This is a genomic window from Micromonospora cabrerizensis, from assembly GCF_022230955.1.
Classification (GTDB): Bacteria; Actinomycetota; Actinomycetes; order Mycobacteriales; family Micromonosporaceae; genus Micromonospora; species Micromonospora cabrerizensis.
In genome coordinates, this window is the sequence record NZ_JAKKFI010000077.1 from 42,327 (window position 1) to 54,967 (window position 12,641).

Consider the following 12,641-nt stretch of genomic DNA (forward strand, 5'->3'; position numbering starts at 1 on the left):
TGCCGTTGCGGTGACCGTCCGCTGCGTCGATTCAACCGCCAAAAATCACTGAGAGTAAAGATCAGGCTGACGTGTGGTACGCGAGAACACCTCGATTGACGGTCGCTATAGCCTGTCGAGCGGTCGACCGCAGCTCCGCTGCGGCACCACCGGAGTCGGCAATCTGACCGAGCAGGTCGACGACCTGTCGGGCCCACCGGACGAAGTCACCGGCGGGCATCTCACCGTCGATCTCGTGCCCGCTGCCGAGCACCTTGGCCAGCACCTCACCCCGGGCCCACCGGTAGATCGGCCAGGCGAAACCGAGATCCGGCTCCCGGGTCGCGGTCAGCCCGCGCGCCGCCTCGTCGGCCTCGATCTCGCCCCACAACTTCAACGTCTCGTCGACCGCGTCGGCCACCGGCCCACGCGGGAGCGACGCCCGCTCGTCCACGTCGCGGCGCGCCTCGAAGACCACCACGGACACCGCGGCGGCCAACTCGGCCGGGGACAGACCGTTCCACACCCCCCGGCGCAGGCACTCGGCGACCAGCAGGTCCGCCTCGGTCCAGATCCGGCCGAGCATCCGCCCCGCGTCGGTGACCGCCCCGTCGCGAGCGAGGTAGCCACGGTCGGTCAACAGCGCGACGATCCGGTCGAAGGTTCGGGCGAGGGAACCGGTACGCCCGGAGACGCGCTCCCGCAGCTCCTCCGTGTCGCGCTCCAGCCGCCGACGCCGTTCCGCCCAGCGGGCGTGGTCCTCCCGCTCCGGGCAGGCGTGGCAGGGGTGGTTACGCAGCTCGGTGCGGAGCTGGGTGATCTGGTGGTCCTCGCCGGCCACCTGTCGGGAACGGCCACCCCGTCGGCCGCCGTGCCGGTCCAGGCCGGTGCCGCTGACCTCGGCGGCGAGGTCCCGCCGGGCGCCCGGCGAACGGTGGTTGAAGTGCTTGGGCACGCGGATCCGGGCCAGCACCTCGGCCGGGGTGGTGAAGTCGCCGGGGCTGACCCGCCCGGCCCAGCGGTCCTGGGTGAGCACCAGTGGCCGGGGCTCACCGAACCCACCGGTCGCCGGGTCCAGCACGACGGCCAGCCCGGCCCGACGGCCCGACGGCACCCGGATCACGTCGCCGACCCGCAGCCGCTCCAGCGACGCCACTGCGGCGGCCTTGCGCTGGGTCTGCCCCTGCCGGGCGATGGCCTTCTCCCGGTCGGCGATCGCCACCCGCAGCGCGAAGTACTCGTCGAAGTCGCCGTGGTGGCAGGCGGCCTCCGCGCCGTACGCGTCGATCGTCTCGGTGTTGCGCTGCACCTGCCGGGCCAGGCCGACCACCGACCGGTCCGCCTGGAACTGGGCGAACGAGGACTCCAGCAGGGCCCGGGCCGGCTCCACGCCGACCGTGCCGACCAGGTTCACCGCCATGTTGTACGAGGGCCGGAAGCTGGAGCGCAGCGGGTAGGTGCGGGTGGACGCGAGCCCGGCCACCTGCCGTGGGTCGGTCTCCGGGGACCACACCACGACGGCGTGCCCCTCCACGTCGATGCCCCGACGGCCGGCGCGCCCGGTGAGCTGCGTGTACTCCCCCGGGGTCAGGTCGACGTGCGCCTCGCCGTTGTACTTGACCAGCCGTTCCAGGACGACGCAGCGGGCCGGCATGTTGATGCCCAGCGCCAGCGTCTCGGTGGCGAAGACCGCCTTGACCAGGCCGCGGACGAACAACTCCTCGACGATCTCCTTGAACACCGGCAACATGCCGGCGTGGTGGGAGGCCAGGCCGCGCTCCAGGCCGTCGAGCCACTCCCAGTAGCCCAGGACCGTCAGGTCCTCGCCGGGGATGGCCGTGACCCGCGACTCGACGACCCGGCGGATCTCGGCCCGCTCGTCGGGCGAGGTGAGCCGCAGCCCGGCGGCGAGACACTGCTGCACCGCGGCGGCGCAACCGGCCCGACTGAAGATGAACAGGATCGCCGGGAGCAGACCCTCGCGGTCCAGTCGGTCGACGATGTCCGGGCGCATCGGGCCACGCCAGCGAGGGCCACGCCGACCGGCACCGGGCCCGGCGCTGCGCCCCTCGCCCAACTCCAACCGCCGCGCGGTCTCCCGGGTGTAGCGCAGCAGCTCCGGGTGCACGTCGTGCTTGCGGGCGGCGTCGGCGTCGTGGAACAGGTCGAACATCCGCTTGCCGACCAGCATGTGCTGCCACAACGGCACCGGCCGGTGCTCGCTGACCACCACCGACGTCTCACCGCGCACGGTGACCAGCCAGTCGGCGAACTCCTCGGCGTTGGAGACCGTCGCCGACAACGAGACCAGGGTGACCGAGGCGGGCAGGTGGATGATCACCTCTTCCCACACCCCGCCACGGAACCGGTCGGCCAGGTAGTGCACCTCGTCCATCACCACGTACGCCAGCCCCTGCAGGGTGCTGGAGCCCGCGTAGAGCATGTTGCGCAGCACCTCGGTGGTCATCACCACCACGGGCGCGTCACCGTTGATCGCGTTGTCGCCGGTCAGCAGACCAACCTGCTCGGCGCCGTAGCGGGAGACCAGGTCGTGGTACTTCTGGTTGGACAGCGCCTTGATCGGCGTGGTGTAGAAGCACTTACGCCGGGCCGGCGGGGTCGCCGCGTCGTCGGCGACCACCGGATCGTTGGGCCGCCCGCGCAACGCCAGGTGGACCGCGAACTCACCGACCACCGTCTTACCGGCCCCGGTGGGGGCGCAGACCAGCACACCGCTGCCCCGCTCCAGCGACTGGCACGCCTCCCGCTGAAAGTCGTCGAGGTCGAACCCCAGGTCAAGGGCGAACTCGTCCAGCGCGGGAAACTGTGAGGCCTGCGCGGCCCGGCGGCGCGCCGCTGCGTACCGCTCGGCGGGACTCGACATGACACCAAGATTAGTGCGTGCCCGGACACGGCACCCGACAAGGCCGTCCGGAGTCGCCATCGGGGGCGGTCGGTAGGGTGCACGGCGTGCCGGACCATGCCGAACCGCCCCACACCCCTTCGCCGGGAAACGCCGAGGCCGCCGCCCCGCGGGCGTCCCGACGGCCCGTGAAGGCGGTGCTCTTCGACTTCCACGGCACGCTGGCCCAGGTGGAGGAGCCCCGGCAGTGGGTGCTGGAGGCCGCCGCGGCGTGCGGGGTCACCCTGGACCGGGTCCGGGCCACCTCGCTGGCCGACCGGCTACTCACCGCCGGGCGTGCCGGAGGGCCCCTACCGGCGCGGGTGCCACCCCGGCTGGCCGAGTTGTGGGCCGACCGGGACCTCTACCAACACGCCCACCGGGGCGCGTACACCGGGCTGGCCGAGACGGTCGACGCGGGCATCGAGGGTTTCGCCGACGCGCTCTACGAGCGGCTGCTGACCGCCGAGGGGTGGCTACCGTACGCGGACACCGCGCCCACGCTGACCGCACTGCGCGACGCCGGGGTGCCGGTGGCCGTGGTCAGCAACATCGGCTTCGACCTGCGGCCGCACTTCGACACGTGGGGGTTGACCGACCTGGTCGGCGCGTTCGTGCTCTCCTACGAGGTGGGGCGCTGCAAGCCCGACCCGGCGATCTTCTGGCGGGCCTGCGGGATGCTCGGTGTCGACCCGGAACAGACGCTGATGGTCGGTGACACACCGGCCGACGCGGGCGCGGTCACCGCCGGCTGCGCGGCGCTGGTGCTGCCTGCGGCCGAGCCGGGCCGGGAGAACGGGCTGGGCGCGGTGCTCGACCTGGCCCTGCCGTCCTGACCGGCGGTCCGTGTGTCGTCAGTCGGGAATGTGGATCACCGGTAGTTCGCCGTCGCCGTACCGATCCTCCCCGGTGAGGATCGAGGCGTCGTGTTCGAGGACGGCCAGCGCTGTGGTGGCCAGATCGGCACGGCCCGTCACCGTCCGCCAGAAGCTGAGTTCGTGCCAGGAGTGCCCGTCGGTCGAGAGCACCTCGCAGGCGTCCAGGCTCAGCAACCGGTGCAGTGTCGCCCGTTCCTTCGGGTCACTGACGATCGCCAGCGTCTCCGCCGCGGTCACGGCGGTGACGCCGAACCTGTTGCGGTCCTGGATGACCTCGTGCAGCGGCTCCCCGACGTGCACCGATCCCGCCAGGTACGCCAGCAGTGCCGACCGATCCAGTACGAGCCGGACCGGTCGGTCGTCCTCGGGGCTCACGCCGCGGGTTGTTCGAGCGCCCCGGCGGCCGCGTCGAGCCCGTGCTGACGGGCCCGCTCGCGAAGGGCGCTGCGGCGCTCGGGCGACCATTCGGCCTCAACGGCAGCCCGGCGGGCACGCGCCTCGGCCACCCCCTGCTCGGTGATCGCGATGCCTTGGTGGGCAAGCTCCGCGTCCAGAGCGTCCAGCCGCATCCGGTCACGGACGGCCTGGGTGATGTAGGCGCTGGCATTCGACTCGCGCTCCAGCCGCTCGGCCACGTCGGGTGGCACGGAGATCGACAGCTTCCGCATCGCACTGGTCATACCAGGGACCGTACGCCGGTAGCACCACGTTGGCGAACACCTACCGACGTGTCGAGGCGTACGGCAGCGGAACTCGGTCCTCACCACGAGCCGGACCTTCCGGCGGGTGGACCCGCCGAAGGATGGCCGTAAGGGGCGGCCTACCGTCGTGCCCGTGACCGAGATCCTGCTGCCCACGCCACCACCGGCCGACGCGCCACCGGCCCGGCGCGGTGGCGTCGCCGCCGTGGGCCTGGTGCTCGGCGGGGCCCTGTCGGTGCAGTTCGGCTCCGCGGTGGCCGCGTTGCTCTTTCCCCGTACCGGGGTGGCCGGCGCGGTGACCCTGCGGTTGACAATCTCGGCGGTGCTGCTGCTGGTCGTGTGCCGACCCCGGCTGCGCGGCCACGACCGGTCGGCCTGGCTCGCGGCGGGCGCGTTCGGGCTGGCGCTGGCCGGCATGAACTCGCTGTTCTACCAGGCCATCGAACGCATCCCGCTGGGTCCGGCGGTGACGCTGGAGGTGCTCGGCCCGCTGGCGCTGTCGGTGTTCTCCGCCCGACGACTCGCCAGCTGGGGCTGGGCGGGGCTGGCACTGGCCGGGGTGGCACTGCTCGGCCAGGGCGGCTTCGACCGACTGGACCCGGTCGGGGTGGCCTTCGCGTTCGGCGCAGGAGCCATGTGGGCCTCCTACATCGTGCTGAGCGCGCGGGTCGGCAGCCGGTTCCCGGGCGCCGACGGTCTGGCCCTGGCGCTGACCCTCGCCGCGCTGGTCACCCTGCCGCTGGGCATCGTCGACGGCGGCGCGGTGCTGCTCGAGCCGCCGGTGCTGGCGCTCGGCGCCGCCCTCGCGGTGCTCGCCTCCGGGCTGCCCTACACGCTGGAGCTGCTGGCGCTGCGGCGGATGCCCACCGCCACCTTCGCGGTGCTGATGAGCCTCGGCCCGGCCGTCGCCACACTCGCCGGGTGGTTGGTGCTGCGACAGGCCCTGACCCTGCTGGAGTGCGCCGCCATCGTGCTGGTCATCGCGGCCAGCATCGGGGCGGTACGGGTCAACGCAACAGCCGCAGGGCGCCCGGGACGGCGCTGATCGTCACCGGCAGGCGCAGCGAGCGTTCCCCGTCGGCGTACGAGGTGATGCCCTCGGCGGCCAACTCCACGGTGCGGGCGCGGAAGCTGCGCACCAGCGGATGGCTGACGTGGGTGCCCTGGTAGATACGCGGCTTCACCCGGATCAGGGTCCGCCGGTCGACCCGACCCGCCACCACCACGTCGAGCAGCCCGTCGGTCGGGTCGGCGTCGGGGCAGATCCGCATCCCGCCGCCGTACGTCGGGCAGTTGCCCACCGCCACCAGCACCGCGTCCAGCTCGTGCGGCACCCCGTCGAGGCGCAGCGTGTAGCGGCGGGGCCGCAGCCGGGCCAGCTCGACCAGGATCGCCAGGTCGTAGCGGCGGGGGCCACGCGGCCAGCGCATCCGGTTGGCGCGCTCGTTGACGATCGCGTCGAACCCGGCCGCGAGGACCGCCCCGTACCAGCGCTCGGTGCCGTCGGCACCGGTCATCCGCGCCAGGTCGAGGGCGCTGGTCCGGCCGGCACGCACCGCGTCGGCGATCACCGCCACCGCGGCGAGGGGGTCGGCCGGGAAACCGGTGTCCAGGGCGAAGTCGTTGCCCGTGCCGGCGGGGATCGGGCCGAACGGCACGTCGGTGCCGGCGACCGCCTGCAGCGCCCGGTGCACGGTGCCGTCCCCACCGATCGCCACCAGCGCGCCGGCGCCGTCGCGGACCGCGGCACGGCACGCCGCCTCCGCCTCGGCGGGGCTCGACGCCGGCAGCAGGCGGATCGGCCGGCCGGAGGCGGCCAGCCCGTCCAGCAGCCGGGGCAGCAGAGCGCGGTGCCGCCCTCGACCAGCGGTCGGGTTGGCGAGCACGGCGACCGGGCCGGGCAGGTGATCGTCTGCGGTCACGGGCAGCACCGTACCGGTCGGACACCCGCCGTTCGCCAGGGGCGGGCGACCTCACGGTCCGTCCCTTTGTCGGCGCTGTGGGTGAAGCACCGACGCCGCCCCCGGAAAGCGGGGACGGCGTCGGTGGACCGGGCGGCGCGGGGCCGTCAGGTCATGTCGTCGTAGCGGCGTTCGATCGGTGCCGGCTTGGCGATCGGCTCGGGTACGCCGATCGGCGCGGTCGCGTCGACCCGCTGCCCGGCCACGACCGGGTCCTTGTCGAACTCCAACGGCGACACCTCGTCGTCGTCGATGCCCGCGTAGACCTCCTTGCCACGCCCCCGCCGCCGGTCGTTGATGAACGCGACCCCGACTGCGGCGAAGTAGAGCGCGATGAGGCAGAGCGCCAGAGCGGTCATCCCGAACGGGTCCGGGGTGGGGGTGACCACGGCGGCGAAGGCGAAGAACACGAAGATCGCCACCCGCCACCAACTGAGCAGCCGCTTCGCGCTGGCGATGCCGACGAAGTTGAGCATCAGCACGATCAGCGGGAACTCGAACGCCACACCGAACAGCAGGATCAGATTGGTGACGAACGAGATGTACCGGGTGACTTCCAGATTCGTCGAGATGTCGTCGCCGGACACGTTCAGCAGGAACTCGAGGCCCTTGGTGGTGACGAAGAAGGCCAGGACCGCGCCGGCCGCGAACAGCGGCGCGGCCAGAGCCGTGAAGATGTACGCGTAACGCCGCTCGTGCCGGTGCAGGCCCGGCGCGATGAACGCCCAGAGCTGGTAGAGCCAGATGGGCGCCGCGATGATCAGGCCCACCCACAGACCGATCTTCAGGTTCAGCAGGAAGACGTCCGCGACACCGAGCTGGACGAACTTGCACTTGCCGGTGACCGGGTCGAGCGAGGCGTCGAGGCTGCAGTACGGCTCCGACAACAGGATCCGGACCGGCGTCGCCAGCCAGATGCCCACGCCGAAGCCGAGCATGATCGCCAGCGAGGCGCGGAACAGGCGGTTGCGCAGTTCGCGGACGTGCTCGATGAGCGTCATCGAGCCGTCGGCGGCCCGCTCGAACGCCTTTGGGGCGCGTTTACGCAGTGCGAAGGCCACGGTGGTGGGGCCCTTCGGTCAGTTGTCGCGGACGCGGTGCACCGGGTCGACGACCGGCTGCTGCGTCGGCGCCTGCTGGTAGGGCGCCTGCTGCGGCTGCCCGGTGTACGGCGCCTGCTGCCCGGCGTGCGGCGGCAACGGCTGGTAGCCGGCCTGCGCGTCGGCCTTCTCGGCGAGGTCGCGGTCGTCGTCCTGCAGGCTCTTGGTCTCGGCCTTGATGATCCGCAGCGACCGACCCAGCGAACGGGCCGCGTCGGGGAGCCGCTTCGCACCGAAGAGCAGGATCAGCACAACCACGAGAACAGCGATGTGCCACGGCTTGAGGGCACCCATGAGAAGCTCCAGTCGGTCTGTGTCCGAGGGGTGGTACGCAGCCCATCGTACGTGCGGATCGGCTGCCCGCCACCCGCCGGGTGGTGATGGTCTGGCCCGGAGGGTGAAGTCTTGACCAACCCGGGATGATCCGTCAACAACCCGAACGACCGGTTGGTCAGCTGCGCTTGGCCTTGATCAGCGCGAGTCGCCCGGACGTGGTGTCGAGTTGGCGTTGCACGCCCTCGGCGCGCTGCTGCAACGCCTCGGCGGTCTCCCGCAGCGCCTCGGCCTCGACCGCCCGCCGCTGCAACGCCACGGCGGCGCGGCGCAGCCCGGGCAGGCGGGTCAGCACCGGGCGCACGGCCAGCGCCAGCGCCACGAGGGGAAGCAGCACCACGGCGAGCACGATCCAGATCAGCACGGCGGTCAGCCTACTGGGTGCGGCCGGCCACCGCCGGGTCACCCGACGGCGCGACCTCCGGGTCGGTCTCGGGCTGCCGGGTCGGGGTGGGCACGGCGTACGCGTCCAGGGCGGCGGCCGCCGTCGCCCGCACCTGCTCGGCCAGCTCGACCGGAGCGACCACGGTGGCGTCCGGGCCGAGGCCCAGCACGAACCGGCGCGCCCACCCCAGGTCGGTGACCCGAAGCGACACGAGCCACTGGTCGCCGTCGCCGGCCTCGACGCGCTCACACGGGTAGTACTCGGTGATCCACCGCTCGCTGCGGCCGATGCGCAGCGTGATCAGCGGCAGGTCGGGCGAGGGGCGGAAGACCCCCTCGGTGAGGTCGTGCGGGACGGCCTGCGGCGGCACGGTGGCCGGCTCGGCCAGCTCGCTGATCGCGTCGATCCGGTCGGCCCGGAACAGTCGGACCGCCTCCGCGCGCCGACACCACGCCTCGACGTACGCCCGGCCGCCGACCATCAGCATCCGCAGCGGGTCGATGACGCGGTCGGTGGTCTCGTCCCGGGCTGCCGTGTAGTAGGTGATCCGCAGCGCCTTCCCGCCCTCCACGGCGGCACGCAGCGCCTCGACCCGCCGGGTGTCGCCCGGCAGCCGGACCGCCACCGGCGCACCCACCAGGTCCCCCGCGTCCTCGATCTTCGCCAGGGCCCGTTCCACGGCCTCCCGGTTGGCCACCCCGGGCGTCTCGGCCAGCATCCGCAACGCCACGACCAGCGCGAGGGCCTCGTCCGGGGTGAGCCGCAGCGGCCGGTCGATGCCGGCGTCGTAGGTGATGGTCACCCGATCACCGTCGAACGCCATGTCGATCAGGTCACCGGGGCCGTAGCCGGGCAGCCCGCACACCCAGAGCAGCTCCAGGTCCTCCCGGAGCTGCCGCTCGGTGACGCCCAGGTCACCGGCCGCCTCGGCGATCTCGATGCCGGGCCGGGCCAGCAGGTAGGGCACCAGGTTGAGCAGCCGGGCCAGCCGGTCGGCGGACGCGCGGGAGCCGCCCCGGGCGGCCGGGCGGGTCACCGGGCACCCCCGCTGACGGCCAGCTCGTCGTGTCGGACGGCGATCTCCTTGAGTCGTTGGATGACGGCCTCGCGGACCTCCGGCGGGTCGAGCACCCGCACGTCCGGGCCGTATCCGACGAGGTGGCCGGCCAGCCCGTCCGGGTCCGCGTACGGCAGGACCAGCCGGTCACCGTCCGGCCCGGTGGTCACCTCCACCGCCCAGCGGCGCAGCCCGGCGGCACGGCCCGGCGCGGCCAGGACGGTGGCCCGGCCGGTGCGCTCCACCGGACCCGACCAACGGGCCACGTGGCTGATCAGGTCGACGTTGGCCGGCGGCTCGTACGCGTCGGGCGTGCCGGTCACCCGGACCGTGCCGACGACCCGGGACAGCCGGAAGCATCGGGTCGCCGCCCGGTCCAGGTCGTGGCCGACCACATACCACCGGCCGCGCCAGCAGACCACGCCCCACGGTTGCAGTCGCCGCCGGCTGGGCGCGTCCCGGTCGGGTACCCGGTAGTCGAACCCGACCTCGCGGCGGTCGCGGGCGGCCGCGGTGAGCGGCGCGAACGCCGGGTCGACGGTGACCATCGGCTCCAGGCCGAGGGTGGCCTGTGGGTCCACGTCCACGCCGGCGGCACGCAGCTTGGCCAGCCCGGACGACGCGGCGGCGGCCAGCCCGGCGTGCTGCCACAGGCGTGCCGCGATGCCGACGGCGGCGGCCTCGTCCGGCTCCAGGAGGATGTCGGGCAGCGCGTACTCGCGGTGGGCGATCCGGTAGCCGGGCTCGGCGTCGAAGGCGCTCGCCGTGCCGGTCTCCAGTGGCACACCCAGCTCACGCAGCTCGGCCTTGTCCCGCTCGAACTTGCGCTGGAACGCTTCGTGGTCGCGCGCGTCGTCGGGATCGTGCTCGTAGCCGGGCACGGTCGCGGCGATCTGCGCGGCGGTCAGGAACCGTCGCGTGGACAGCAGACAGATCACCAGGTTGACCAGGCGTTCGGTGCGGGTCCGCGACACGCGGTAGACGCTAGCAGTCGACGTGCCCACGACGTGCACCCGCGCGGGCGTGCCGCACACTTGTTCGGATCGGGCCTCCCCCGGCGCGTCGCCGTCTCCGGTCATAGGGTGATCCTCATGTCGCAAGGGGACGCCAGGCCGGAGAGCGAGAGCGTCGGCACCGTGATCGTCGCGGGCGCCGCCAACCTCGCCATCGCGATCGCCAAACTGGTCGCCGGGGTGATCTCCGGCTCGGCCGCCATGCTCTCCGAGGCGGCGCACTCGGTCGCCGACACCACCACCGAGGTGCTGCTCTACCAGGCGCTGCGCCGCGGCTCCCGGCCGGCGGACCAGCGCCACCCCTTCGGGTACGGCAAGGAGAGCTACGTCTGGGCGTTCTTCGCGGCGATGTTCACCTTCGTCGCCGGCGCCGGCTTCGCCGTCACCCACGGTGTCACCACGATCCTGGTGCACGAGCACAGCGGCGACTACCTGGTCTCGTACATCGTCCTGGCGGTGTCGTTCGTCATCGAGTCGATCTCCCTGGCCCGGGCCCTGCGACAGGTCCGCAGCGAGTCGCAACGCTGGGGGACCACTCCCCGACGCTTCCTGCGACTGACCGCCGACACCACCGTCAAGGCGGTCTTCCTGGAGGACAGCGCGGCCCTGATCGGTCTGCTGCTGGCCGGGGCAGGCGTCGGCCTGTCCCACGCCACCGGCGACGAGGTGTGGGACGGCGTCGCGTCGATCCTGATCGGGCTCCTGCTGCTGACGGTCGCCGGGATCCTCGCCGCCAACAACCTGTCGCTGCTGGTCGGTCGGGCCGTCCCGGAGCGTCTGCGCCACGAGATCGAGCAGGAGTTGACCGGGCTTCCCGAGGTGGAGCGCATCGACACCCTGATGACCATGCAGCTCGGCCCGGAGGACATCCTGGTCGCCGCGAAGGTCGACTTCAGCGACGAGGCCACCGGCGCGGCCATCGAGGCCGCCGCCGACGAGGCCGAACGACGGCTCACCGGGCGGTACCCGGAGATCCGCTACGTGTTCCTCGACCCCACGCGCTCGCTGCCCGGCGCCACCGGCCGGGCCCGGCACACCCAGGCCGCGCCGGCCCCGCAGAACGACGACGGGCCCGAGCGCCCCTGAACGAGCCGCCCGGCAGCACCCGGGCGCGGGCCGCCGGGCGCGCGCGGCTAGCGTGCCCGTCATGGTGCGATGGCGTACGGGGACGGTGGCGGCGCTGCGACGGCAGTGGACCGGGGCGGTGGAGCTGGACGTCGACCTGCCCGACGGCACGCACATGCGGGCGCTGGCCTACCCCGAGCTGGTCGGCACGCCGCAGCCCGGCGACCGGGTGCTGCTCAACGCCGGTGCGCTGCTGATGGGGTTGGGCACCGGCGGGTACGCCCTGGTGGTGGCCCTGCCGGACCGGTTGCCGCCGGACCCGCCGCAGGTCGGCGACACCCGCGACGCCGGTCACCTGGTCAAGGCCCGCTACACGCCGTTGCAGCCGATCCTGCTCGGCGTCGACGAGGAGGCGTCCCCGCACCGCGACGTGCTGGCCGACGCGGACGACCTGGGCGGCCTGCCGGTGGTCACCGCCGACCTGCACTCGGCGTTGCCGGCGATCCTGGCCGGCATCCGGGCCGACGCCCCGCGGGCGCGGGTGGCGTACCTGCTCACCGACGGTGGGGCGCTGCCGGCGTGGTTCTCCCGCACCCTCGCCGGGCTGCGGACCGAACTGGCCGGCACGATCACCGTCGGGCAGGCCTTCGGCGGTGACCTGGAGGCCACCACCCTGCACGGCGGCCTGCTTGCCGCCCGGTACGTGCTGGGCGCCGACGTGGCCATCGTCGCCCAGGGGCCCGGCAATCTGGGCACCGGCACCCGGTGGGGGTTCTCCGGCGTCGCCGTCGGCGAGGCGGTCAACGCGGTCGCCACGCTGGGCGGTCGACCGGTCGGCTCGTTGCGCATCTCCGACGCCGACCCCCGCCCCCGACACCGAGGGGTGTCGCACCACAGCCTGACCGCGTACGGCCGGGTGGCGCTCGCCCCGGCGGAGCTGGTGGTGCCCGACGGCCTGACCCCGGCGCTGCTCGCGGAGGTGGACGCGTCGCTGGCCCCCCTGGCGGCCCGGCACCGGATCGTCCGGGTGCCCACGACCGGTCTCGACGCCGCCTTGCGCGCCAGCGCCGTGCCGCTGTCCACCATGGGCCGCGGCCTCGACGCCGACCACGCGTACTTCCTGGCCGCCGCTGCGGCCGGCCGCCACGCCGCAACCCTGCTGCCCTAACCCCCCCAACCTTGACCCCGCGCCTGCCCACCGCCGCGGTTGATCATGAAGTTATGGCCCGCCTCCTCGGCGTGTCACGGCAATAACTTCATGATCAAC

13 protein-coding genes are annotated in these 12,641 nt (G+C 73.2%); 4 read left to right on the plus strand and 9 right to left on the minus strand.

Annotation, left to right across the window (positions count from 1 at the left end):
• Positions 1-61: 61 nt before the first annotated feature.
• Positions 62-2,863, minus strand: coding sequence for a DEAD/DEAH box helicase (locus LADH09A_RS19315; RefSeq protein ID WP_238646864.1), 2,802 nt, complete (start codon positions 2,861-2,863; stop codon positions 62-64).
• Between the two features lie 86 nt (positions 2,864-2,949).
• Between LADH09A_RS19315 and LADH09A_RS19320 the strand changes: the two genes are divergently transcribed.
• Entirely contained in the window at positions 2,950-3,717 is a 768-nt protein-coding gene (locus tag LADH09A_RS19320) for an HAD family hydrolase (protein WP_238646865.1), read from the plus strand.
• 18 nt (positions 3,718-3,735) lie between these two features.
• On the opposite strand, the gene LADH09A_RS19325 is transcribed toward LADH09A_RS19320, so the two are convergent.
• Both LADH09A_RS19325 and LADH09A_RS19330 read right to left on the minus strand, forming a co-directional pair.
• Complete coding sequence (locus tag LADH09A_RS19325) at positions 3,736-4,134, minus strand: PIN domain-containing protein (RefSeq protein WP_238646866.1); 399 nt, start codon at positions 4,132-4,134, stop codon at positions 3,736-3,738.
• The gene (locus tag LADH09A_RS19330; RefSeq protein WP_238646867.1) at positions 4,131-4,439 is read right to left on the minus strand and encodes a hypothetical protein; all 309 of its coding nucleotides are present in this window, start codon (positions 4,437-4,439) and stop codon (positions 4,131-4,133) included. Before LADH09A_RS19330 ends, LADH09A_RS19325 begins: the two co-directional genes overlap by 4 nt.
• Positions 4,440-4,587: 148 nt before the next feature.
• On the opposite strand from LADH09A_RS19330, the gene LADH09A_RS19335 reads away from it, so the two are divergent.
• Positions 4,588-5,505, plus strand: a complete 918-nt coding sequence (locus LADH09A_RS19335; RefSeq protein ID WP_372492310.1) for an EamA family transporter — start codon at positions 4,588-4,590, stop codon at positions 5,503-5,505.
• On the opposite strand, the gene LADH09A_RS19340 is transcribed toward LADH09A_RS19335, so the two are convergent.
• The 6 genes from LADH09A_RS19340 to LADH09A_RS19365 all read right to left on the minus strand — a co-directional run bounded on the left by LADH09A_RS19340 (position 5,468) and on the right by LADH09A_RS19365 (position 10,270).
• Positions 5,468-6,382, minus strand: coding sequence for a diacylglycerol kinase (locus tag LADH09A_RS19340; protein WP_372492311.1), 915 nt, complete (start codon positions 6,380-6,382; stop codon positions 5,468-5,470). The two genes, LADH09A_RS19335 and LADH09A_RS19340, sit on opposite strands and share 38 nt — an antisense overlap.
• Before the next feature lie 146 nt (positions 6,383-6,528).
• A complete protein-coding gene (tatC, locus tag LADH09A_RS19345; RefSeq protein WP_238646870.1) occupies positions 6,529-7,482 on the minus strand; it encodes a twin-arginine translocase subunit TatC in 954 nt (317 codons plus the stop codon).
• Positions 7,483-7,500: 18 nt separating this feature from the next.
• The gene (tatA, locus tag LADH09A_RS19350) at positions 7,501-7,815 is read right to left on the minus strand and encodes a Sec-independent protein translocase subunit TatA (protein ID WP_238646871.1); all 315 of its coding nucleotides are present in this window, start codon (positions 7,813-7,815) and stop codon (positions 7,501-7,503) included.
• 157 nt (positions 7,816-7,972) lie between these two features.
• A complete protein-coding gene (locus LADH09A_RS19355) occupies positions 7,973-8,218 on the minus strand; it encodes a hypothetical protein (RefSeq protein WP_238646872.1) in 246 nt (81 codons plus the stop codon).
• Positions 8,219-8,228: 10 nt separating this feature from the next.
• Complete coding sequence (locus LADH09A_RS19360) at positions 8,229-9,275, minus strand: helix-turn-helix transcriptional regulator (protein WP_238646873.1); 1,047 nt, start codon at positions 9,273-9,275, stop codon at positions 8,229-8,231.
• Entirely contained in the window at positions 9,272-10,270 is a 999-nt protein-coding gene (locus LADH09A_RS19365) for a helix-turn-helix transcriptional regulator (protein WP_238646874.1), read from the minus strand. The genes LADH09A_RS19360 and LADH09A_RS19365 overlap by 4 nt, the downstream gene beginning before the upstream one ends.
• 117 nt (positions 10,271-10,387) lie before the next feature.
• On the opposite strand from LADH09A_RS19365, the gene LADH09A_RS19370 reads away from it, so the two are divergent.
• Both LADH09A_RS19370 and LADH09A_RS19375 read left to right on the plus strand, forming a co-directional pair.
• Positions 10,388-11,395 carry a cation diffusion facilitator family transporter gene (locus LADH09A_RS19370; protein WP_238646875.1) on the plus strand — a complete coding sequence of 336 codons (1,008 nt, stop codon included), beginning with the start codon at positions 10,388-10,390 and terminating at the stop codon, positions 11,393-11,395.
• 61 nt (positions 11,396-11,456) lie between these two features.
• Positions 11,457-12,542, plus strand: a complete 1,086-nt coding sequence (locus tag LADH09A_RS19375; RefSeq protein ID WP_238646876.1) for a DUF3866 family protein — start codon at positions 11,457-11,459, stop codon at positions 12,540-12,542.
• Positions 12,543-12,641 lie beyond the last annotated feature (99 nt).